Annotated in this window: 8 protein-coding genes and 3 pseudogenes; 2 read left to right on the top strand and 9 right to left on the bottom strand. The window is 42.1% G+C overall.

Annotated elements, in window-relative coordinates; genetic code table 11:
- Window positions 1-482 precede the first annotated feature (482 nt).
- The gene (locus NSQ68_RS12920) at window positions 483-767 is read right to left on the bottom strand and encodes a DUF6531 domain-containing protein (protein WP_342426156.1); all 285 of its coding nucleotides are present in this window, start codon (window positions 765-767) and stop codon (window positions 483-485) included.
- A 707-nt stretch (window positions 768-1474) separates the two neighbouring features.
- Here NSQ68_RS12920 and NSQ68_RS12915 point away from each other — a divergent pair.
- The gene (locus NSQ68_RS12915; protein ID WP_342426155.1) at window positions 1475-1732 is read left to right on the top strand and encodes a hypothetical protein; all 258 of its coding nucleotides are present in this window, start codon (window positions 1475-1477) and stop codon (window positions 1730-1732) included.
- 98 nt (window positions 1733-1830) lie between these two features.
- On the opposite strand, the gene NSQ68_RS12910 is transcribed toward NSQ68_RS12915, so the two are convergent.
- A complete protein-coding gene (locus tag NSQ68_RS12910; protein WP_342426154.1) occupies window positions 1831-2724 on the bottom strand; it encodes an AraC family transcriptional regulator in 894 nt (297 codons plus the stop codon).
- 147 nt (window positions 2725-2871) lie between these two features.
- Between NSQ68_RS12910 and NSQ68_RS12905 the strand changes: the two genes are divergently transcribed.
- On the top strand, window positions 2872-5067 hold the full coding sequence (locus NSQ68_RS12905; RefSeq protein ID WP_342426153.1) for an alpha-galactosidase: 2196 nt from the start codon (window positions 2872-2874) through the stop codon (window positions 5065-5067).
- 182 nt (window positions 5068-5249) lie between these two features.
- On the opposite strand, the gene NSQ68_RS12900 is transcribed toward NSQ68_RS12905, so the two are convergent.
- From NSQ68_RS12900 to NSQ68_RS12870, 7 genes and pseudogenes are all read right to left on the bottom strand, one after another.
- The gene (locus NSQ68_RS12900) at window positions 5250-5621 is read right to left on the bottom strand and encodes a PTS glucose transporter subunit IIA (RefSeq protein WP_342426152.1); all 372 of its coding nucleotides are present in this window, start codon (window positions 5619-5621) and stop codon (window positions 5250-5252) included.
- An 8-nt stretch (window positions 5622-5629) separates the two neighbouring features.
- Window positions 5630-7139: pseudogene (locus tag NSQ68_RS12895) on the bottom strand (sucrose-6-phosphate hydrolase).
- 42 nt (window positions 7140-7181) lie between these two features.
- A complete protein-coding gene (locus NSQ68_RS12890) occupies window positions 7182-8636 on the bottom strand; it encodes a sucrose-specific PTS transporter subunit IIBC (RefSeq protein ID WP_342426151.1) in 1455 nt (484 codons plus the stop codon).
- A gap of 1064 nt (window positions 8637-9700) precedes the next feature.
- Window positions 9701-10094, bottom strand: a pseudogene (locus NSQ68_RS12885) (tautomerase family protein).
- Window positions 10095-10129: 35 nt separating this feature from the next.
- Window positions 10130-10327, bottom strand: a pseudogene (locus NSQ68_RS12880) (nitronate monooxygenase); the annotation flags it as partial.
- A gap of 421 nt (window positions 10328-10748) precedes the next feature.
- The gene (locus tag NSQ68_RS12875; RefSeq protein ID WP_342426150.1) at window positions 10749-10964 is read right to left on the bottom strand and encodes a hypothetical protein; all 216 of its coding nucleotides are present in this window, start codon (window positions 10962-10964) and stop codon (window positions 10749-10751) included.
- A gap of 1836 nt (window positions 10965-12800) precedes the next feature.
- Window positions 12801-26003 (bottom strand): amino acid adenylation domain-containing protein, encoded by a 13203-nt coding sequence (locus NSQ68_RS12870; RefSeq protein ID WP_342426149.1) that lies wholly within the window; start codon window positions 26001-26003, stop codon window positions 12801-12803.
- Window positions 26004-26084: the final 81 nt, after the last annotated feature.

The raw sequence follows: 26084 nt of genomic DNA, 5'->3' as shown, positions 1-26084 counted from the left end.
ATAAACACATGCTTAGACTGCGTTTGGCCGTTAGAATAGCTCGTATCCGTTGTAAAGAGTACATCATGATCATCATACCCTTCCAAGCGGGAGTGGTTAATATATCCATCATAATTTAGGAAGCTGGCTCTGCTCCCATCATGATAATGGAATTTTTCATAGGTTTCAGTTCCTTCTTCGCTGGTAACCTTTTGTACTGAGGGCAGCGCGAATGACCATCCGAGGTAACTCGTTTTTTCAACGCGGCTCGTCCATTACAAGTACTCTCTGTAGGTTTTGTAATTAAACGTTCTGGAAATCCCGTCAACTTGGTAACCGACACCGTTTGTGATGTGAACCTCGCAATAGCTTAAGGCAAATTTTGATTCTTCCTGTCTCAAGTAATTGTTACAAGCTTGTTGTGCTACGGCTGGATCCTTCACCATAGCCGAATCTAACATTAAGGCAGGGGGTTGCCCTCCTGATCGTATCCCTACGAATAACTATTGATAATAGTATCGATACGCATAGTGTGGAGAATTGGGATCTGTAGTCGTCACAAAGGCGGATTTCGCTTCCCCCATTTGGGCTTTGGAGGATTGATATATTCTTGCTATATTTAGATTCAATCCGTCGCGACCGGGAAGTGTTAAATCGGTTTGCTTTAAGGTGAGGGAGCCTGTTTGCGGGTCCACGATTTCTTGCAGGTTGTTGCGATCGGCAACATACGGTTTATTGCTCTCGTTAATGAGTTTAGGGGTATCGATGCTGTTCAATCGATTGTTCAAATCTAAATAATCTACCGCAGCGAAAGCAATCGAAGAGGAAAATACAAAAAACGGAAAAATAGGTGGGGCCGATACGAATCCAATGGAAAGAGCACTGCTATAGGAAACCTTGTGATTTCCAATAGAGGTTATTTGAAAGATCAGAATCTGGTGCTCGTGTCCCCTCTCCTTTCACTTCACAGAGATCCGTTGGGAATGAGTCAAGTTCTTGTCAATTTCGAGAATGGGATCAAGTTCTTGTCATTTAGTTTTGACAAGAACTTGATCCCAAAAAACACAAAAGCCGCGATTTTCGTGGCTATTAATGAGATCATGTTCTTATCACCCGATATCCAGTGACAACAAGTTTACCCCTTTTCTTATATGACTTTTGTTGGCAAGCCTAATAATATTTTGAACTCCATATTTTTGGTATCATTCTTCTTGAAAGGTATAAACTTGTTATCACATTTTCAGAACAAAATTATTATTACAAGTAGTTATAAGAAGGTATGAGCTCCTGTCGGAGGGTCCATTTCGGTTGGTGTATTCAACATTGACCAGCAAGACCGGATTCTATGCGGGTCTATTTGCCCTTCCCAGATTCCAGTTCTGTGTAATGTAGATCAAGAATTCTATCTGTACGAGCATTTTAACCGAAAACTGATGAAGTGTTCATACCGTCAGAGCATCCCCTTTACAATCAAGGAAAACGGAGTGCTTTATACTTGATGGTTCCCATCCTGAACCCTCGGTTCACACTGATCGGCCTTCTTAATAAGTATCTGTCCACAGCGGTGGTTACGATTTTATTTACCGATGACAACTCTACCTTGCTGCAACTAAGAGAAGGCGGGACATTGAGTTTTGGTGCCTGCCAAGAGCCTGCATTAGTCACGGTCAATGGAGTGCCAACTCCATTCCGGCGGGACGGGGATCTTTTTGTCATCGATACTATTGAGTCAATCGCCCCCCCTAATCATTAACGTAGTGTTTGCGTGACCCTTCTTTTTTCTTTTAAGCCGCTTTAAAACAAGGCTGCCGAAATTTTCGGCAGCCTGTTACTATCTTCAAGACCCTATTTTCATTGATCGCTCCGGATCAACCGCCGAATTTGATACAAATCGCCCTCCATGCGGAATTCGCCTGGAGCCATTCCCGTATACTTTCGGAACACTTTGCCGAAATAATTCGCATTCGAGAAACCGGACTGTTCCGCCACCTGCACCAATGTCAGATTTGCGGGCTCTAGCAGAAGAGCAGCCGCTCTTTCCAACCTCATACGAGTTAAATAGCGGCCGGGAGAGAGGCCAAGCTTGCGCTCAAACTCACGGGTGAGATGAAATTTAGAACATCCGGAGACCTCCGCCATGTCCTGAAGGCCAATGCTCCGATGCAGATTACTGTCAATGAAGGTCTTACAGCGTTCCACAACCGGAGGCAATGGGACGCTGCTGGCAAGAGTGACAAGATAACTCGCCAGTGACATGGCCAGTGAATAAGCAGCCCGTGAGCACTGATACATATCGCGGTAGCTGTTCTCAATAGCTTCCCGATAAGTGGCCCACAGGAGATGCTCCAAATCGGTCCCCGGCTCAATCCGGAAAATGTAGCCGTTTATGTCCAGCCATTCCTGGAGGAGATGCAGCGCCAAGTGTGACAGTTCGAAGTAAAGCACTTCCCATCTGGGAGAATCAGAGGGGAGACGGTAGATATGGTCGCCCGGAACATCAGCCAGAAAAGCATCCCCCGGCTCGAGGGAATGTCTCCTCCCCCCCGTTTCAATCTCACCGCGACCATTCAATGTATATTGAAGCACACAATGGTCTCCGGTACGGTTCCGTCCATCCCAGATATAATCATGCGAAGTAATCAGCTCATATCCAGCACCTTTTAACAAGATAAAGGGCATAGGTGTTATAAAGTGAAAAGATATCGAGGACTGCTTCCCTTTCCCGTTTCCCTCCTCATGATTCACAGCAATATTTCACCCTCCTCAATTCATAAAGTTACTCTTGTTTCGGTTCTTCTGCACCTTTACGCTAATAATGAAGACAAGTTTTCTATAATCAGTTATTTCATACGCTTACTAAATTATAACACTAAAAGGAGCACGATTTCACTTATGGGCATTCATTACGATGAGAAACGCATGGTATTTCACCTGCAAACCCCCGGTTCCAGCTACTGCATTCAGATTGTTCGCGACGGCTACCTGGGGCATTTATACTGGGGACGGCGAATCGCCATCTACCAGGATTCTGTACCTTTTGATTTTATCGATCGGGGCTTTTCGCCGAATCCTGACCCTGCCGACCGAAGGTTCTCCTTGGACAACCTTCCGCAGGAGTATCCGGGTTACGGGAACGGCGATTTTGGCATACCCGCCTATCAGGTCGGCCAGTCTAATGGATCTGAAATCTGTGATTTCCGTTACCAGACTCATCGGATATTCGCCGGCAAGCCAAAGCTTCCAGGTCTTCCTGCCACTTACATCGAGAGGGAGGACGAAGCGGATACGCTGGAGCTTGTGCTTGAAGATGCACTGACCGGTCTGCGTGCTACCTTAATTTATACTGTCTTTAACGAATACGACGCCATCGCTCGGTCGGTTCGTTTCGACCATACCGGCTCCGACAATCTGGTTCTTCTTCGCGCGCTCAGCGCCAGTATCGATTTCAGAGATGACGAGTATGACATGTTGACCTTCTACGGTACGCATACCAATGAACGAAATATTGCGCGGAGACCCCTTATGCCCGGCATCCAGAATGCGGAAAGCCGGCGAGGTGCCAGCAGTCCCCAGCAGAATCCGTTTCTGGCCCTGCTTCGTCCTGGCGCTGATGAAGACAATGGCGAGGTATACGCGCTCAATCTCGTTTACAGCGGAAACTTCATAGCCCAGGCCGAGGTTCAGCAGTACCGGACGACTCGGGTGTCGATCGGCATCAATCCGTTTGGCTTCTCTTGGCAGTTGGCTCCCGGAGAAAGCTTTCAAACGCCTGAGGCCGTCATGGTATACTCTGCACAAGGCTTGGGCGGGATGTCCCGCGTCTTTAATAGGCTCTACCGCACGCGGCTCAGTCGCGGCAAATTTCGTGACGCCGAACGGCCGATTCTAATTAATAACTGGGAGGCTACCTACTTTGACTTTAACGCCGACAAGATCGAAGCGATCGCCCGCGAAGGGAAAGAACTTGGTATGGAGCTCTTTGTCCTGGACGACGGTTGGTTCGGCAAGCGGGACAATGATTTGAGTTCCCTGGGCGACTGGACCGTTGACCGTCGCAAGCTTCCGGAGGGGCTGGACAATCTGGCCCGGCGGATAACCGGAATGGGCATGCAGTTCGGTCTGTGGTTCGAACCGGAGATGGTCTCACCGGACAGCGAACTCTACCGGCGCCATCCCGACTGGTGTCTTCACGTGACGGATCGTCCCCGCACAGTGGGGCGGAATCAGCTTGTTCTCGATCTGTCGCGGCGGGATGTATGCGACTATATTGTTGGAGCGCTGTCCGTTGTTCTGTCTTCCGCACCGATTACTTATGTCAAATGGGACATGAACCGCCATTTGACGGAGATCGGCTCTGCCCTGCTTCCGGCGGAGCGCCAGCGCGAAACGGGACACCGGTATATCCTCGGTCTGTACAGGGTATTGGACGAGCTCACTTCCGTCTTTCCGGATGTACTGTTCGAGAGCTGTTCCAGCGGAGGAGGGCGCTATGATCCCGGCATGCTCTATTACATGCCGCAAACGTGGACAAGCGACAATACCGATGCGATCAGCCGGCTAAAAATCCAGTACGGCAACAGTATGGTCTATCCGGCTGTGTCTATGGGCGCTCATGTTTCGGGTGTACCGAATCATCAAGTCAACCGGGTTACTCCTCTTGACACCCGAGGACATGTCGCGATGTCGGGAAACCTTGGCTACGAACTCGATCTTACCAAGATGTCGCCGCAGGAAAAGATAGCGATCAAGTCCCAAGTTGCGCTATATAAAGCAATTCGCCCCCTTATCCAATTCGGAGAATTTTATCGCATTTTAAGTCCGTTCGAGGGCAACGAGGTGGCCTGGGCCTTTGTTTCTGATGACCAGAGCGAAGCTGTACTTGCTTTCTTCCGAGTGCTGAGCCAGCCGGGTGAAAGGGTGCCTATTCTGAAATGCAAAGGATTGAATTCGCGTTACCTGTACCGCCATCACGAAACTGGAAAGATATACGGAGGTGACGAGCTGATGTACGCCGGTTTGACACTTCCAAGAATAAAAGGGGATTTTATCAGCCTGTTCTGGCGGTTTAGTAAGATCGACGAGCAATGAATGTATCAAAGCAAAAAAATTAGAAGTCCAACAGAAAGCAGAGCCTGAAATCATGAGATTCAGGCCCTGCTGGCTATGCCCCTTCGCCGTTTTGACGTGGTTATACTATTTTTGAGAAGCAAAAATCAACTGGCAAATGTGCTGTAACAGCTTGGCGGTTCTCCGAAATCCAAGCTACACCATCATTTTGAGTGAACGCGAAGCAGTGGGACACCGTCTACCACCCCAGCGCCTTCCATCGTCTCCACCAATTTCACCATTTCCTGGTCGTCCGGGACCAACACTGGTGTGATCACCGGAAAGCCCGCCTGCTCGATTTCGGAAATATCAAATTCCAGCAGCAGCGCGTGATTACTACGGCCGAACGCATGCGCTACTGTTCCGTCAAACGGCGCGTAGACTTTACCTTCCCGGGGCTTAATGGCTATTCCTTTGCCCATAAAGCCGCCGGCGAATGCCGGATCGGGTACTTCCGAAAGCTCAACGACACTACCTGCAAGCGGAACTCCAACTTCGATAACCTCCAGCTTTTCCTTCTTCTTAAACCATCCCATCTCTTTCCTTATCCTCCAGTTCCTAAAACATTTAGTTGGCTGCCCTCTACTTCAATTGCCCACATGTTGGCACGGTATAGAACATCACCGCCTTTGGCGAAAATGGAGAATCCCCGGCTCTCCTCATGGGGGAATATTCGGGCGGTAAAGACCTCGCGGCCGTCATCTACGAACACTTCTACAGATGATGTATCCATAAACAAATGCAGCTTGACAGCCAAAGGATTCACCTTGCAGCTTCGGACCGTACCAAATTCTTCTGCAATCGGCCTTCCGGACAGCGTTCGATCCAGCATAAGCCTAGATTCCCTGGTGTTATATACCAGATTCGTCCCTTCTGCTTTCCTGTTCTCAGTCTAATACCAAATTCGACGGCGTCTACATTATTGAATTCTATTATCAGCTCGTAACGGGGGCCGGCAAAACCGGCCGGACTAAGCGTATCGTTTGAAATTTTCCCGTCCGCGAACCTTTCCCTTCCTCTGATAGTCTGAAGTTCACGAACGGGAACCTGGTACAACCGTCCGCCCTCCACGCGCAATTCACGCGGCAGCGTCAGGCAGTGGGCCCAACCGTGATCGTCTGTGGGATAGACAATATCCGGCAGACCCATCCAGCCGACCAGAATTCGTCTGCCATCCGGCGTTAATGTTGTCTGGGGAGCATAGAAATCAAAACCACGATCCAGCAAGCGAAAATTCCCATGCCGAAACTCTCCCGTCTCCACATTCAGTGGATCACCGATTACATAACCCGACGGATAAATATTACCAGAGTCGTTCAGCTTTGCTCCCTGCGGACAGAAGCAGAGAACCCCCTGATCGTCAAATTCAAAATAATCCGGACATTCCCACATATAGCCGAAATCGGACAAACGGGTATGCAGTTCGCCAACCTCTTCCCATTTGTAAAGATCAATGGAGCGATAGAGCATGGCACAGCCGGTAAGATTGGAACGTTGCGCTCCAATTACGGCATAAAAGCAATCTTTCTGTTTCCATACTTTGGGTCGCGATAATGATCGGTATATCCGGACGGAGGTCCGCTTATAACCGGGGAGGAGAACTTGTGTATACGTCCATCTCTCTCCATTTGAGCCATACACTGATAAGGCATTCGCTCCCAACTCTTATCACGTGTATTGCCGGTGTACATGAGATACAATCGCCCATTGTGTTCGATTGCACTGCCCGAGTATACTCCATGACTGTCAAAATCCCGGTCCGGTTTTAACGCCACCCCCCGGTTCGTCCAGTGAACGAGATCCGGGGAGCTGGTATGATACTGATACCAATATTTGAGACCATGCACAGGACCGAGAGGAAACCATTGATAGAACAAATGATACTCTTCATGAAAAAAAGCAAATCCATTCGGGTCGTTCAGCAACCCTGTCTCAGGCTGGATATGATACCCCTGGCGCCAGGGGCACCTTCCCACTCTGGCGGCCAGACCGGAGATTTCCTCCGGACCGGTATCTTCTAATCTTCTGTATCTCTCTTCTTTTGTCCACTCCACAGCAACCTCCTTACTGCAAAATAGTTCCAAGCATGCTTAAACTTACGGTCGATCCGCTGCTTCGTTTGAAGTCTCCCCTGAGGCTGACGCATTTTTCCGCTTGCCCCAGAGCAGGGTGATGAGAAACGTAACCAGAAAGCTGATGCCCATGCCGATACAGAAATCAGCGATGGACTGTGGACGGATTGCGATAATACCGGGTAGCGCCGCCGGTCCCATCGAAATGGACAGCACATGTGCGTAAGCAATATAGGCGGAAGCCAGGCCGGAACCGATCATCGCAGCAATGAACGGGTAGCGAAGCTTCAGGTTGATTCCGAACATTGCAGGTTCGGTAATACCGAGCAGCGCGGATATGCCGGCAGCTGAGGCGATACTCTTCGTCTTGCTGTTGCGTGTGATGAGAAAGACGGCCAGCGTAGCCGCGCCCTGAGCGATATTCGCCATCGAGGCAATCGGAAGCAAGAAGGATCCGCCCGTCTTAGCAACGTCCGACAATAGTTGGGTATCCACAGCGAGGAAACTGTGATGCATTCCCGTTATGGCAATCGAAGAATAGAAAAAACCGAAAATACCTCCTCCAATGAAACCCGTCGTATCATAGAGCCAGAAGAGACCATCTGTCAGTCCGTTGCCCGCGGCGCGAAGGACCGGTCCAACAACAGCAAAGGTCAAGAGGCCGGTAATGAGGACAGACAGCAAGGGAGTCAACAGATTATCAAGATAAGATGGAATTACCTTTCGCAAATTTCTCTCGATTACCGATAAAATGTAGGATACGGCCAGTACTGGCAGAACCGTACCCTGATAGCCAACCTTTTCGATTGAGAAACCGAACAGTTGCCAGGTGGGTACTGTCCCATCTACAAGTGCCTGGCCGTAGCTGTAACCATTAAGCAGATCGGGATGGACCATAATCATGGCCAGTGCCGCACCCAAATAAGGATTTCCACCAAACTTGCGAGTGGCCGAGAAGCCGATCAGGATGGGAAGGAAAACAAAAGGAGCGTTGGCGAATAAATTAATAATGCTTGCCCAATCGGCAATACCAGGGTACATCTCGACCAGAGACCTGGGACCAAACAGATTGCTGGCAGTCAGAACATTGTTGATCCCCATTAATAGACCCCCGGCAACAATCGCCGGAATGATCGGAACAAAAATGTCGGAAAGTGCTTTCACAAGTCGTTGAAGCGGATTCATTTTAGCTGCTCCTGCCGTCTTTACATCGCCGGTGGACATTTCTCCGAGACCCGTAAGTTTGGCGAACTCGCCATACACGTTATTTACAATCCCGGTTCCAAGGATAATCTGATATTGCCCTCCTATAGAAAAAGTCCCTTTAACAACGTCCATCTGATCAAGCGCTTTTTGATCAAGCAAAGATTCATCTTCAAGAACGAGCCGCAATCGCGTCGCACAATGCGCAGCTGCCGTTATGTTTTCCTTACCTCCCAGGGCATCCAGGATGTCAGCTGCAACTTGCTTGTAATCCATATTTCTCTCCTCCTAATATTATGAAACCGGTTCCAATTTAATTAAAAAAATGCTCGTTACCGACATTGGCCGGTAATTTTTGTTCGAAAACAACTGCCCTCCTATTACTTTCTCCGAAGAAGGTTATTGCCCCACTTCACCACTTCTCGCTCCCTTCAATAAGCCCCTTTTGACCACCCGTAGGATTGGATGGACATACAACCCTTGCCATAGGATAAAAAATTGCTCAATTCAAAATGTTTTTTTATATTAAATTTTGTAAGGGGGCTGTTATTTGATAATAAAACACTATCCATGTCATCCTCAATGGTAAGTTAATGCGATGGCAGGGTAAAAAATTGCCCTTCATTAACACAAAAATCCACCGCACAAATGCACGGTGGATTTTTGTTCTCTTGTTAAATTAGACTCTTAAAGTTTAGTTAGAATTTACAAGAAGGAAAAATGACATTGCACTTGCAAAGCATCTAACACACAAGCACATCGGAAACAATGTAAAGCCGTAACTTTTAATCAGCAATTATATCTTGTTTGGTCTTGACGTGATTAAAAGCTTTGATTTCAACAATAATACTTACTATGAATTGGGTTGTTACACATCAGAATGATTGGATAAACATATTGTTTGCTTGCCCTGCTCGTTCTCTACTATCGGAAGAATTATGATTATAGTCTTTTGTCCCCAAAATTCAAGATAGTTTTGCCTATACTCGGTCAATGAGGAAGAGATGCTGTATTGTAGCCGCAACAAAGATACCTTATTTTTAGGCTCAATTGGTAACTATGCTTATCTTACTCAGAATGAACGTCTTTTTCGCGTTCTCCATCTAGCCGTAGAACGTTCTGAAGAGATTCTGATGATATCCAGCATCAGTAAGAATCGAAACTCAAATTCAGATGCTACCCTTTGTATGTAATTGTAATTTTTCAACATCCATAAGCCTATTTTATCATCTCAATACCAAGACTCATGGAAATCGCCCCTTCAACTAGCCTACCAGGCAATTTAAGGGCGATTAACATTGGTTATATTACCGATTGAGATCGAAACGGCTAGCGTTGAATCAGCTTAACTTACCGGTCAAAAAATGTGCCTCCCCTAGTCCAAAACTCCAATCATCATCATTATTTTCAACAATAGATACCATTAAATCAGTTGGTGCGATGCCGCATTCAGCTTCTAACCTTTCAGCCAAAAAGGAATAGAGTTTTTGTTTCTTCTCTTTTGGCCGAGCTTTGCTTATTATGGAGAGAACAACTAGATTCTCGGTACGGTTAAATCCTAGCCCAGTATCCTCAATAATCATATGATCCGCTGAGTGTTCGTGGACGATTTGATAACGATCTCGCTCAGGAACGTCAAAAGCTTCCACGACAACTTGGTGGGCAACTTCCAAAAAGTTTTTTCAGGCTTGCTTTATCTCGTCCTTTAATAAGATCGAAACGAAGTAATGACATTCTAACTTCCTCGCTTTAATAAAATTTATTTTCCCCTATTTATTATCAACCATTCTAATAAAAGAAAATTTTCGAACAAGAACACTGGCTTGATCAATGGTTTGTTTTACAATTGAAGCGGCAGGTTGGTCGCCTGCTAACTGAAGACCCTGGCCCGCCCAAAGTGACATATACTCGGGGTTGTTCGCTTTTGCTGCCGCCTGACGATTGTCCCGGGTCATCGCGTTTTGAATGAGTTGACAAATCGAGATATTTCTCGTGCATTTGGAACAATTGTAATAGACGTTTTCTACTCAACGTAAATACACCTCCGTTTCAGGACCAAGAGGCTTTTGAAATTCATATATATTAGAGATTTCTGATAATTGCGTCTCAAGATCCATTATGTTGTTTATGCCTTCTTGGACCCGGATAATTATTCCATTTTTTAACTCCATATTTATTGAAAAGATATCAAAATTATAGGGAAGCAGACGTTTTTTATTTTCTAACAGGATTCGGTTTGAATATATCTCTTTCTCCGTTACAATAATGTGTTTGTGTTTATTAAACTGTGCCCACAGCTTTACAGCATTAATTTTCTCAATAACGCTGATACTGACATTTCCATTATGAGGATCAATTTTATCAGTATGTGTGATATTAACAAATTCCTTAGATATCAATCTTAGCATTGTCAGGTTTATCAAAATATGAGTGGTTGATTTCAAATGGTTTTTCGCAATAATTTGTTACCTCCGGATCCATTTCAATTAATACCCAGTGATCATATTCTAGCTCTCCATAAAACGTGGCTTCTCGGTTAAGCTTTTTACTAAAAGCAAAACATCTATTTACCCCAAGCTTATTTAACTTGATAGGTGTGTACATACATTCACCTCGTTATGGGAGAAATTGTATCAATGAAATAATTTGTAAAATACTTCAATATTCCATTTTCTAAGATAATCTAATTATGTCGAAATAAATTCTATAGTTTCGATTAAAGCGAAAATTTCTCATGTCATTCCCCAAAGTAACTTAGCTATAGCAGCCGCTTTAAATATTACAAACTCCTCGCAAGGGATATACTTGTTGTCATTCTCCTCTAAAGAGGTAAACTTGTTGTCGCAATTTATTGACAACAAGTCTACCTTAAATATAAAAAAAGTCCTGATTTTATCAGGACTTAGTGAGGGATAAACTTGTTGTCACTGTACACCCGTGATTCCGGATAAGAAAAACCGCCGAGTCCCCCCAAAAATATGATCGGGACATCTACAAAGAACGTCACTTAGTAGAATGTTTCTTTACTACCGTCGTCTGGCGACTCGCTATGATAAATTAGCGTGTACGTTCAAGGCGTTTTTAACCTTGTCATCCATTATAGCGTGGATTGCTTAAGTTTGAAGACACGCCCTAATCTAATATTTTTTGATGAATACTTTTGCATTTCCAAATACTTTTTATCAATTCTTGACGTAACTCCTCAGAACTTCTGATTATCTAGAAGGATTTACATTCCCTCCCATTTAAATGGTCTAAATGAGCTTTACTATTATAATTATTTAAAAAGTATCTATTAGTATATTTCTAATCCAACTTAAGACTCATACTCACTAGTAAATTATACACAAATACCTTGTCGCATTTTGAATATTTATGGTAAAAATAAAAAATGTTATTCATTCTTCCTCTTAAAGAATCTTCAAAAGCCCATTTTTTTCACTAACACAACAGTCAGAGTTGAATACCCAGGTACAGAAACACCACAAGAAAAATATTACCTATCCCACGACGCAGCTACCTTACTCAAACACGGCCATGGCCCTTCGCCGAACGGTTTATGTCCCGAGGGTAATGTCTTTTTATTGAAGTCGCATTTTAAAAATCTAATGCATGTGAATCCATGCACCAGTTCCTATATTTTCCTAATTCCACTCACTAATTTCATTCTTGTATTCCAGGTTACATCTTCATTATGTAATATAATATACTTGGTGTGAGTATGAGATGGCCCTTAATACGGAGCCTTGATAAGGCTAGCTCTCTTTAGGCGCTCAGTTCGCTTACGCTGGATACTGATCATTAACTAACAACGCCAACTACTCCGAGCACTCCAACAACCAGTGAAGCACTCAAGGATTTAGTTAACAAATATGTGGCTGCTATGCCTCCCAGCATGGCCATACCAGCCAGCCCTTGGAATAATTCTTATTCCTACTTTTCCTTCTCGTCATGATTCTCCTCCTACTAAGTAAGTATAATGAACTATAAGGCAATTTTACAATTTAGACCTATTTATTACAATATGCAGAAAAGTGAATAGATGAAGAACATCCTTATAGATTTCTAAATCGTAAATTCTAAGTATCAACTTACAGAATAGGTCATAATTTGTTTACTCGGGTTACAGACGTTCTATATCATCGAACAAAAAAACGCTCTAGGTTTCCCTAAAGCGTTTTCTGATAAAGGCAGATATTAGTCTTTATTATACTCGATAAAAGCATCTTTTTCCTTTTCTAATTGCTTGTCCAGTGTACTTATAGTAATCCAACTAAGCTATCTATATTTTAATGACTTCAATGACTAATATTGTAATTATATATACTCATATTATGATTACATATAAAAAAGAATACCTTGAGGTCGAGTGAAAAACATATCAAACCAATGGATTCATCACCGTATCTCAAGACGTCAGAACTCAGAACTTCACCAATATTAAATTTTTAGCGTATTTCGATTCATAATTTCTTGAGTCAAACCACGAATTGTTGGTTGCTCCATGATCACATTCAAAGATATATCGATATTCATCATGGTCTGCAATTGCTGTAACAATTGGACCGCTTGCAGCGAATGACCACCTAACAAAAAGAAATTGTCTGTTACCCCCAACGTTTTGATGTCAAGAATGTTCTTCCATATATTTATCAAGGTTTCTTCGATGGGGCTCTCTGGTGCAACAATCAATGGCTCCTTCTCTATATGTTCGTCCATCTTGTGCTGTACATGTAGCGAGTCGGCTGGTTGTTGGGATTCCCATTTTCCCTTGACAATTGAATTTTGTAATTCCACTACTTGCATTTTGGGGTGATTTGCAACTCTTTCAAGAATGTCCAGCCATTGCTTACCCACTTGTTCTACGAAGCTTTTATCATATGCTAGTGAATTGAAAACAAAATGAATCGTTAAATTATCTCCAGGAATTATATAGAGATTAAGATCATAATTGGTTTGTTCAAAAATATCAATATTAGATATTCTTAGACTATTTTCTTCTCTATTCTCTAAATTTTGATCCTCTTGGTTAAGTGGATAGTTCTCAAAAAACATAACATGGTCTAACAGTTCCCTTCTTGGCAAAGCTGAAGCTTGAATCTCATACAAGGGATAATAGTCATGGGAATGTGACATAAGTGCCTGTTGCTGTGTCCTTATTAGAACATCGACCATATTCTCATGTTGGTCACAACGGATGCGTACTGGGATGGTATTTGCAAATAAGCCTATAATACGTTCTATTCCTTTAATCTGAGCCTGTCTGCCGGATACGACACTTCCAAAAACAACATCCCAGCTTCCGCTATAACTTTGCAGGATCATTCCCCACACCGTCTGAAAGATAGAATTAACTGTTATATTCAATTTCTTGGATGTTTTATTAATGAGATCCGTCAAGTGCTCTCCTAATGAGTAAATTACTGACTCCCTGACATACTTATTTGTCATATTTTTATTTTGTGGAAGCTGACTTGGCTGTGCGTAATCCTTCAGAAGGTCTTTCCAGTATGCAGCGGCAATTGCTTTATCCTGCTGCCCCAACCAACGGATATATGTTTTAAAAGGGATTACTGGTTGCAAATTAGACTCGCTTTTATTTTTGTAAGCATTGTACACATCAAACAGTTCTTTAGCGACATGTGAGATGCACCAACCATCCATTAAAATATGATGAAAACTCCAAAGAACTTCGTAAGTTTCCTCTCCCATCCTCCATACAGCAACGCGCATCAACACATCTTTTTCAAGATTAAAGTCTCTTTGGCGATCTCTTTCCTGATATTTTTTCAGTAGTTTATCACGCTCATTTACTTCCAAGCCCCGAATATCTGTATATTTGTAATCCATTCTTTTGTTGCGGAAAACTATCTGTAGGGGGTCTTTGCCCCATTTGCCGTAAAAATTAGTACGTAAAATAGCATGTCGCGCCAATAAATGATTCCAGCTGTACTTAAAAGCTTCTTCATCCAGTTGTGTATGAAGTGAAAAAGACAATTGCTGAAAATACATTCCGGCATAGGGTTCCAAAAGATTGTGAAATAACATTCCTTGCTGTAACGGTGTAAGAAGATACATATCTTCTATATCACCTTGATCTTGAGTGTACTTTGTCATTTGATCTAACTCATTCAAGGTAACTCCCTGCAATGAAAGATCTGATGGGGTTAATTCTATGCGGTCTCGATTGATTGTATGGGAAATGATCTCTTGTAGATGAAAATACAGTTGTGCCGCCAGCCGTTCTATGCTTGATGATTTATATTGTTTCATGCTGTAGCCGATATTAATACTCAGTTTCCCCCCCGATACCAGACCATTTAGACTGATCTTATGCTTTCTTTCTAGTGATCGGCTAACATCCGAACCGCAAGAATAGTGTGACAGCTTTATCTTATTGTTCTCAAAATCTTGATCAAATTGACCTAAATAATTAAAATTAATTTCTGGCTCACATTCCAATGCTTGTCTTTGAGGATTTGTAGATAAATATCTAAGGATACCATAGCCAATTCCCTTTTTAGGCACGCTTCGAAGACTTTCTTTCACCATTTTAATTTGATGAGAAAGATCTTTATCTGGTACCATGTTCAGCAGTACAGGGTATTCGCTGGTGAACCAGCCAATAGTGCGGTTCATATCGATGTCCTCTAGAATCTTTTCCCTACCATGCCCTTCGACACTAACAAGAGTCTGACAAATTCCGGTCCATGAATATAGAGCCAACGCCAGCGCGGCCAGTAAAATATCATTTAACTCCGTATTGTAGGGACGATTTGAGTGTTTTAGTAACAGCTCCGTCTCTTCTTTGCTTAATTCCACGGTGACCGAACGGCTATCCCCCATTGTGGAATTATCATAGCAACTATCTGTGGGAATAGGGACAATCGGTGTTTCAGCAATTTGTTTCCAATATACTAGCTCTCTCCCCGCTTCCGGCGAATCTGCATAAGTCAATAATGCTTTTGCCCACTTCTGAAAGGAATCGGTCTTGTCTGGTAAGCTAACAGGATGACCCTGCTGAATTTGTTCATAAGCACCGGTGATATCTTCAAATAAAATTCGCCATGATACACCATCAACCACAAGGTGGTGAACGACTATGAGCAGATGATCCCCATCATCACATTGAAATAAAGCCAGCTTGATCAAGGGACCGTCACTTAGCCTGAAGCTGCCCTGAATATCATTTGCTTTTGCTACGATAATTTCTTCACAGTTGTTTTTTGCAAGGAGGTCAACTACCTCTAAGAAATAGTGTGGCCCCTGTTCGACTCTATAGTTCCACGCCTCGAAATTATTATTTTTTTCACGGAATCTCAAACGTAATGCATCATGGTGAGTTACGATGCTGTCAAGCGCACTTCGTAAACTTATTGCATTCAACCTTTCTTGACTATATAACATGACAGATTGGTTAAAGTGATGCTGATCTGCAAATTCTTGTTTAAAAAACCACTTTTGTATAGGCGTAATTTCCACCTTTCCTTCGACTTCATTTTGATCAGCTACCGATGTAAGCGGAAGTACATGGTCTTTTAACTGGCCTATAGTCGGAAATCTAAAGATATCTTTCATTTCAAGCTTATATCCGACCTGATGAAGTCTTGAAGAAACCTGAATCGCTTTAATGGAATCGCCCCCAAGATCAAAGAAATGATCTTGAATACCAACCCTGTGAACCCCCAAAATCTCTTGATAAACCTGAGATAGTATGGACTCTAGCGGATGTTCTGGAGCGATGTATTCAGCCACTGTAGTTATGTTATTTTCGTCAGGAGCGGGCAGTGCTTTCCGGTCTACCTTACCGTTGAGTGACAGAGGCATCTTTTCCAGCTGAACAAAATAAGTTGGAATCATATACTCAGGAAGCTTTAGAATTAATCTTTCCCTTAAATCAGTCGAGGTTAGCTCTCGGCCTGCTACGAAATAGGCACACAATTGTTTTCCATTTTTGCCCTCATGCACAGTCACAACTACATTTTGTATAGTGTCGATTGCTGAAAGGTGTGCTTCTATTTCGCTAAGCTCAACACGAAAACCACGTATTTTGACTTGTTGATCGATTCTTCCAAGATACTCAATATTACCGTCTGGCAGCCAGCGCGCCAGATCTCCTGTTCGATAGATGCGGTGTCCATCCAAAAAAGGATGATCTATGAACTTTTCCGCAGTAAGGTCAGGCAAACGAAGATACCCTCTTGATAAACCAGCTCCACTAACACAAAGTTCTCCTGCAACTTGTATCGGCTGTACCTGATCGCGCGGCCCTAAAATATAAACTTGCACATTATCAATCGGTTTTCCTATAGAAATAGGCTGCCCAACCTGAGAAATCGAAAACATCGTTGAAACGACGCTATTTTCGGTAGGACCATACTCGTTGCATATTTCTACCGATGAATTCATGGATTTCAACTTATGGACAAGTACAGGATTTAACTGTTCTCCGCCGACGACCACATTTTTAAGCGTTGCAAGATCCTCCTTGTTCACAACTTCCAGAACTTGAAACAAAAAGCCAGGGGTACTTTGAATGTGAGAAATCCCCCACTTAACAATCGCCTCTCTAATAGCATGCGTATCAACGCATTCATTATCATTCAGCATATACACAGTTGCGCCTGAAACAAGCGGTCCCAAGAGGTGTGTTATAAAAGAATCGAAAACAAATGTGCTTGTCATTAGAACATGGTCATTACCACTAAAATCGTACGACCTTTTTTTCCAAAGAATGGTGTTGGTAATGCTTCTATGTTCAATCATGACTCCTTTGGGTTGACCTGTTGTCCCTGATGTATAAATAACATACGCCAATGAGTTAGGATCGTTATTAAGTTCCAAATTATCCACTTTATCACTATAATGTTGTTCATCATCTAAAAATACTTTCGAACCTTTATATGAAATTTTATTTTCTAATTTACGTTGAAGTAACAAAATTTGAGAGACTGAATCAGACAGTATATGACGAGTCCGTTCTTCCGGATATTCAGGATCAATAGGAACATAAGCTGCACCGGATTTTAATACGGCCAGGATTCCTACCACCATTTCAAGTGAGCGCTCTGTCATAATGCCAACAATTTGATTGGCCTGCACCCCTTTGGCACTTAATGTATGCCCAAGTTGATTCGCTCGTTGGTTTAACTCTCTGTATGTTAATTTCTTATTTCCAAATACTAATGCAATTTGATCAGGTGTACGCTCCACTTGTTGTTCAAACAGCCGGAAAATCAAGTCAGCTTCAGGATAAGAAACTTTATTAGGGTTGAATGTGTTCAAAATCAGTTCTTTTTCCGATTCCGTGATGAGTTCAATTTCTTCTATATTTAGACTCGGTCGTTCAGCTACTTGCTCAATCATACGTAAAAAATGAGCTTTGAGACGTTCCATATTCTCAGAGGCATACACCAGTGCATTGTACTCAAAATGAATCGCCAATTTTTCCGCGGGTACGACAACCACGTTCAAATCATAATTGGTTTGTTCTGTCGCGCTTATTGCTGTAATCGAAATTTCGTCAGGAGAACTGCTGGTTGTTTGCAACTGCTGCTCAACCGGATAATTCTCAAAAATCATAATATGGTTAATTAAGTCCTGTTTCTGACTTGTGTGTGCCTGAATTTCGTATAATGAGTAATAGTCATGCTGATGAGATCTCAAGGCTTGCTCCTGCATTCTACATAAAAGATCACTGAAAGTTTCATCGGGACTACATTGAATGCGGACTGGAATCGTATTAATAAATAATCCGATCATATGTTCTATCCCGGGAATATTGGCCTGCCTCCCTGAAACGACACTCCCAAAAACCGTATCGTGATTGTTATTATATTTATGCAGTAGAATCCCCCATAAAGTTTGAAGCAAAACATTTACAGTTGCTCCGTATTGTCTGGCGACTTCATGGATTCGCTGAGATAGTGATGCTCCTAGTTCGCATATTACCTTGTCCGAACGATAACCCTCAATTTTTATGTTTTTCTTGGGTAAAACCGTTTGCTGGTCATATCTGTCTAAATAATTGCTCCAGTACTGTAAAGACGTTTTGCGATCTTGCTCCTCCAGCCACCGTATATACTCACTGTAAGGAAAGGCTGGGGGGTAATCCGGCTTTTGGTGATCTTGAAAGGCACGATATGTTCCCAAAATCTCTTTCATAATTAAAGGCAAGCTCCATCCATCTATCAAAATATGATGGAAGCTCCATAAAATTTCATAAGCATGATCTTGCACTCGGAAAGTAGCCACTCGCATAAGCGTGTCTGAGGCTAAATCAAAACCTTTTAAACGGTCTTGCTCTCTATAGTTTTGCAAATGAGACCTTTGATCTTCCAAATTTAAATCCCTGAGGTCTTCATAGTAAAATTGAAGCTGCTTTTCCCGGTAAACAATCTGTATTGGCACTGCCAAGAGATTAGTATAAAAATTGGTACGCAGTACAGCATGTCTCTTCAGAAGATCATCCCAGCACTCCTTAAATATCGAAATATTTAGTGGACCTTCCATGGTAAAAGCAGTTTGTTCAAAATAAGCGGTGGATTCAGGCGAGACTTGATTATGGTACAGCATGCCATTCTGTATAGGGGTAAGGGTATAAGTGTTCTCAACCCTCCCGATTTCGCGAGTTTCATTTAGAATGTGTTCTAACTCTTTAAAGGTAAGCCCTTTGATTTGTAAATCACTCGGTGTGATTTCAGGCTCTTTATGCAAGCAATGAGATATGATTTTTTGCAGATTCGCCTTAAAATATCCGGCCAAACTTTCTATCGATTCATCTCGGAAGTAATTGCAGTTATACAGGAAGGAAAGAGAGAGCTCTCCATCCATAATGTAACCATTCACCATCAAAGCGAAGCCGGAGATGAACTTATTACTTACTTCTTCGCCTCGCGGGTATGGTGATAGCTCAAATTCATTACTCTGAAAATTCCGATCGAATTGCCCAAAATAATTAAAGCTAATTTCTGCATGTAGTTCATTCTGCAACACTTCACTATTGGTTAAATAGCGAATAATGCCATAATTGATTCCTTTGTGCGGTATTTGTCGTATATTCTCTTTGATCCGTTTAATATCAGTAGATATCTCATGTTCCGCAGTCATATCCAAAATAACAGGATACATGCTGGTGAACCAGCCTACCGTTCTTGAAATGTTTACTTCAGGAAAAATAGATTCACGTCCGTGACCCTCAAGGCTAACAGCAACTCGCTTCATCCCCTTCCAATCACGAAGAGACATCCCCAGTGCAGCTAGTAGCAAATCATCCATTTGCGTATTATATGCACGATGTACACTCTTAAGCAAGAGTTCGGTCTCATGCGCAGTCATCTTCACTGTATATTCCGTATTTTGATTCTGCTTGGAAATGATTTTCGCGTCTTTTGGTAGCAATTCCGTTGCCGTATGATGGATCCCCTGCCAATATTCAAATTCACTTTCTAGATCTGGACTTTGAGCATATTCTGATATCTTTAACGCCCAGCTCTGGAAAGAATCTGTTTTGGGAGGAAGCTTGATAGTTCGCTTCTTTTCTAATTGACTATACGCAGATGTGAAATCTTCCAGCAGGATTCGCCAAGAAATCCCATCAACAACTAAATGGTGAATAACGATAAGCAAATGGTCCCCATCTTGGCAATGAAATAAGACTAATTTCATTAAAGGACCTTGGCTTAAATTAATGCTACGTTGTACTGCATTGGCCTTCATTTCTACAAATGCATCATTTTTATCATAATGTCGATAATCCTCCGTTTCCAATATGTAGGCTGGCTCATCCCCTACAGGACGATTCCAGGCCTCGTAACCATCGGATGTATAACGGAATAGGATCCGAAGCGCATCATGCTGTTCAGTCAATTTCTGCAACACTTGGTGAAGAAGTTCTTCGTCGAATCCTTTTTTGCGATAAAGCATAAAAGACTGATTAAAATGATGGGGGTCTTTATTGAGTTCAAAGAACCATCTCTGAATTGGAGTTAACTTTACATCTCCGTTGATTTCACACGAATTTGTTTTTACGAGAATAGATTGAATGTGACCGGCTAATTGTTTTATCGTTGGATTTTTGAATAAGTCCCTTATTTCAAACCGATATCCAGCTTCAAACAACCGGGAAGATACCTGAATCGCTTTAATCGAATCTCCTCCAAGATCAAAAAAATGATCTTCGATACCAATGCATTCAACACCCAGAACATGCTGCCATATAGAAGCAAGCAAGTGCTCCATCGTGTTACGGGGAGCTATATATGTTCTAGCAGAGGCTAGCCCTAGGTCAGGAATAGGAAGCGCCTTACGATCAATTTTACCGTTAGTCGTTAAAGGCATTTGCTCCAGTTTGACAAAATAAGACGGAATCATATATTCAGGCAAAACTTTCGCTAATTCTGACTTCAATACTGCGATTTCAAACTGCTTACTTGCAACGTAGTACGCATATAGTTGATTATCGCCGCGCACGTCTTGCCGGGTAATAACGATAACATCCTGTATGCCTTCGATGTTCGTAAGCCGGTTTTCCACTTCACCAAGTTCAATACGGAATCCTCGTATTTTTACTTGATGATCTATTCTCCCCAAGTACTCAATTTTACCATTAGGCATCCATTTTGCCAGATCACCCGTTTTGTATAACCGCATTTGAGCGTTTAGTGGATGAACAACAAACTTTTGCGCAGTTAGGTCTTCCAAGTTCAAATACCCTCTTGCCAAACCAACTCCAGCTATACACAATTCGCCAGGAATACCAACAGGCTGCAACTGGTTATCACGATTTAAAATGAATGCCTGATGATTCTGTATTGGCTCACCGATACTGACTGCTTGTATCGAATCAAAATTCTGAAATGAGGGAACCGGCCACACAGTTGAACACACGGAGTCCTCGGTCGGACCGTAGGCATTAAAATACTGCACCTTGTTAGCCCACTTTTTGATGAATTCAAGTGAAATGGACGATCCTGCTGTAATGAGTTTGGTTAAGCTGACGATCCTTTCTGGATTCAGATGTACTGCATAAGACGGAGGTAATGTCGCCACTGTTATATTATTTTCTATTAAATAATCTGTGAAACGTTCCGCATCCAAAATCGTATTTTTCCGCGGGATATAAAGGGTCGCACCGCTAAACAGCGCCTGAGAAATTTCCCAGGTACATGCGTCAAAAGAAAAATTAGAGAATTGTACAATTCGGTCATGTTCTGTTATTTGAAGTGTGTTCGTATAGAGAGACTTTAAATTGCATATCCCTCGATGTTCAAGCATAACCCCTTTGGGTTTACCAGTTGTTCCTGAAGTATAAATCACATAGGCAAGATTTGAGGGGAAAACTTCAAATTCGGTATGCAAGTCCTGTTCCATATAAAATTTCTCTTCATCAAGGTATATAAACTTGCCGTCAAATGTGGCTTTTTCCGTTAATTTATGTGTAGTTAGCAATAGGGAAGCGCCGGAGTCATTCAACATATAGTGAATACGATCCTTGGGTAGCTCCGGGTCGATAGGCAAATAGCCTCCCCCTACCTTAAGAATTGCGAGCATGCCTATAATCATTTCTACGGATCGTTCGGTCATTAGCCCTATAATATCTTCCTTTTTTACTCCTTCTTGATGTAAATAATTTGCAAGTCTGCTGGATCGTTCATCAAGTTCGCGATAAGTCAAATGTGTTTTTTCGCAAACGACTGCAACTTTGTTAGGCACAAGGGATACTTGTTCCGAAAATAATCCGTGAATTGTTTTATTATCCATAAATTCGATTTTCGGTGTATTAAAAGTCTTCCATATTTTTTCCTCTTCATCAGCAGTCAATATATTAATATCTGATAATATAATTTGAACATCCTGCGTGATGGAACGAATAATATTTTGAAAATGAAGTCCCATGCGCTGTATAGTTTCCGGTTTAAAAAGAGAAGTAGCATATTCTATGCTGAATCGGATCGTTGAAGTCTCGACATTAGCATGAAATGTCAAATCAAATTTTGCTACCTTATGCTCTATGGGATATGCGCTTAGGTTCCAACCAGGAATCTGGGCTTCTTGCGAAGACGCCGTTTGTAAAGTAAACATTGTATCAAATAAAGGATTTCTGCTTAAATCCCGTGAGAGTTCCAATTTTTCTACAAGTGTCTCTAAAGGATACTCTTGATTTTCAAATGCAAGTAATACAGTCTCCCTCACTTCTTGCAAAAATTGCATGAATGTTTTGTGACCTGCTGGATAGCTTCGGAGGGCTAACGTATTGACAAACATGCCGATTAAATGATCTAGGTCAGGGTGAGTTCTTCCTGCAATAGGTGTTCCTATTGTAATATCTTCTTGGTCTGTGTACTTGTATAAAAAAATGAAATATGAAGTTAAAAGAATCATATACAAAGTTGTTCCGCTTTCAGCTGTTATTTGTCTTAATTTTTCGCTAGTAAAGGGATCTAATGTGAATTCCAGGAGATTTCCTGAAAAGTCCCTGACGTTTGGCCTATTATAATCTGTTGGTAACTCATATGTTTGCATCTCATTACTAAATGTATTTATCCAATATGTTTCCTGTTTTTTCATGCGTTCTTGCTGCACCTTATCTTGCTGCCATACAGCGTAGTCCTTGTATTGAATATGAAGGGCAGGTAGATTTTTCCCTTCAAAAAGAAGGGTTATTTCCTTTAGAATGTTTTCCATTGAAACCCCATCTGAGATGATATGATGCATATCAAACATAAGAAGATGATGCTCAGAAGTTATCTCAATTAAGCCCACTCTCAGTAGCGGGGCCATTTTCAGATCAAATGCACGTATAAAGTTCTGGATCACCTGCTGGCAATCTTCTTCCGTCGATTCGAAATATTCGATTAAAAACTGAACCACCGGGTTTACTCTCTGAACGGGCCCTTCATTTGTATTTACAAAACTTGTTCGTAATGACTCATGACGCTGGATTAGCTTATTCAATGCCTGCTGAAGATCATTTCGATTTAAAGGTCCTTCAACGGAAAATACGGCGGGCATGTTATAACTTAGATCATGATTGGACAATAAACTTAAAGCGTACAAACGTTTCTGTGCCGAAGACAAGGGATAGCTGCTTCTTTCCTCTGCAAGAGGGATGGGTTCAAAATTCCCTTGCTTGTCTGCAATCCAATTGGCGATTTCTTTAATGGTCGGGTATTGGAATATTTGTTTAAGAGATAGATCCACCCCCAAATGGTGGTATATCTTTGTAACCATACTTGAAGCTTTTAATGATTGCCCTCCAAGCTCAAAAAAGTTATTCTTTACTCCGATATTCTCAATTCCTAATAATTCTTTCCATATCTGAACTAGTCGTTCTTCGATTACTGTTTCAGGGGCCTGATATTCTGCTCCTGTCCAGATATTATTTTTGGGATGCGGCAACGATTTCAAATCGATTTTTCCATTCAATGTGAGAGGGAAACTTTCCAAACGAATAAAATAAGCTGGAATCATAAAGGCGGGCAATTGAACCCCAAGGGTCGCTCGTAGTTCGCCGATCGTGAAAGGCTGCTCTGTCTCCAGGTATGCGCAAACCTCTTTTTCTCCATGCTCGTTTTCAACGGTAGTCACCAAAGCTTTTTGAATGCCACTTATTTTAAGAAGCTGCGCCTCAATTTCTCCAAGTTCTATCCGGTGACCACGTATTTTAACCTGCTGGTCAATGCGACCCAAAAACTCAAGATTCCCGTTAGGGAGCCACCGAACCAAGTCACCTGTCCGATATAGGCGCTCATTCGAGTTTAATAGGCCGGTAACAAACTTCTCGTTATTCAGTTCAGGACGATTTAAATAACCGTGAGCCAGTCCCTTTCCACCAATCCATAATTCTCCAGGAACACCTAGCGGTTGAAGTTCTCCTTTTTTGCTTAAGACGTATACCTGTGTTTGGCTGATCGGCTTGCCAATTGGAATATGAACATCGGTATCATCAATTTCATTAACTTCATAATATGTCGCGAAGACAGTACTTTCTGTAGGTCCGTATACTTGTATTAATTTATGAGGTCCTAACTCTTTTAGCGCCTTTTTAGTATGCTCCACCGAGGCTCTTTCCCCGCCAAAAAGAACTTTTCGAACATGGACAAAACAATCCACATCTTGGTCTATTAGCATGTTGAACAAAGCGGTCGTAATAAAAACAACTGTAATTTGTTTATCTCTAATTTGGTAGGCAAGTTTTTTTATGTCTAGCAAGGTGTCTTTTCCAATCAGAGTTAGTTTGCTTCCATTTAGTAGCGAACCAAAAATATCAAAGGTTGAGCCATCAAATGCATAGTTGGACAGCTGAAGTATATGATCTCCCTCTTGAAAATCGATGTAATTCGTACGGCTAACTACCCGAATAATATTCTCATGCGTGGTCAATATGCCCTTGGGGGTACCTGTTGTACCGGATGTATAAATGACATAAGCTATATCTTCGGGGGAGTTCACCAATTTCAAATTAGATTGATCCTCCGAATAAGAATCCTTGTCTTCTAAAGCTAATACCTTTCCTTCGAAAGCAATCTTCTCTTTTAAATGCTCCTGAATTAAGATTACGGATATACCAGAATCTTTTAATATATACTGTATGCGATTTTCTGGATAATCAGGATCAAGAGGAACATAAGCTCCACCTGATTTTAAGATAGCAAGGATTCCGATGATCATTTCCGCAGAGCGCTCGACCATTAACCCTACTAAATGACCACTTTGAACTCCGTTATTCCGTAATGTACGGGCTAATCCATTCGCACGCTCGTTAAGCTCCCTGTATGTGAAGGCAACATTTTCGTAAGTAACAGCTACTTTATCTGGTACCGACTTAGCTTGTTGCTCAAACAACTTTTGAACAGTTGCGCTCGCAAGCTCATTTTCATCCGTTCGATTAAACTCAATACACTGTTGCTCTTTTTCCTCTTCTGTCATGATGCCCACTTTGTAAATTCCAAGATTTGGATCATTTGTCATTTGGAAAATAATATACTCCAAATGTGCTGTTAGCCGTAGTATGTAATCTTGACTGTACACATCCGGGTTGTAACTGACATTCACATAAATTGATTCTTGTTCCATTTCAAATCCAAGTAAAAGATTCACAACAGCATCTTTAATAAAATTCAAGTTATGTAATGCCGAGTAATAGATCATTGTATCCACAATCGGTTTGCCGTTGGTGTGGTATTCAATCTCAAGTTGACCTGTCATATCCTGAAAAGGAATATTTGCGTGTTTCAATACTTCCTTTACCGCACGTTGATTTTGCTTGACAAGCGTTTTAAACGTATTATATTCCTCTACATCAGCTTTTAAGAAGAGGATTTCATTAATAGGACTTAAATCCCCCTGGCTATTGGAGATTACAGGTATACCAACGATAGTTTGACTGTCTTCCGTGTATTTGTACAGCAAGAATTGTACTCCAGTTAGAAGTATAAGAAACTCGACTCCTTTGGATCCTTTGGATAACGCCCCTAATTTTCTTTGAACGTTTTGAGAAAATCGATGTCTGTGTTTGTTCAACTGGGAATTTATAATACCATCTTTGTTAGAGCTCTTATTGTAGGGAAATGAACTTATTCGATCTTCTGAACTTATCATATTTCTCCAAAACAATTTTTCTTTCTCAAATAAAGTATCCAAACGATCACCCCATATATTTATTAAAATTAAGGGAATACCTCCTGGAAAGTTTATGATTTATGATCTATCCAGGAGGAGATT

The organism is Paenibacillus sp. FSL L8-0158, from assembly GCF_038592965.1.
GTDB classification, from domain to species: Bacteria; Bacillota; Bacilli; order Paenibacillales; family Paenibacillaceae; genus Paenibacillus; species Paenibacillus polymyxa_D.
The sequence above is the reverse complement of the archived record's forward strand: the minus strand, read 5'-3'. Positions and strand labels throughout refer to the sequence as shown.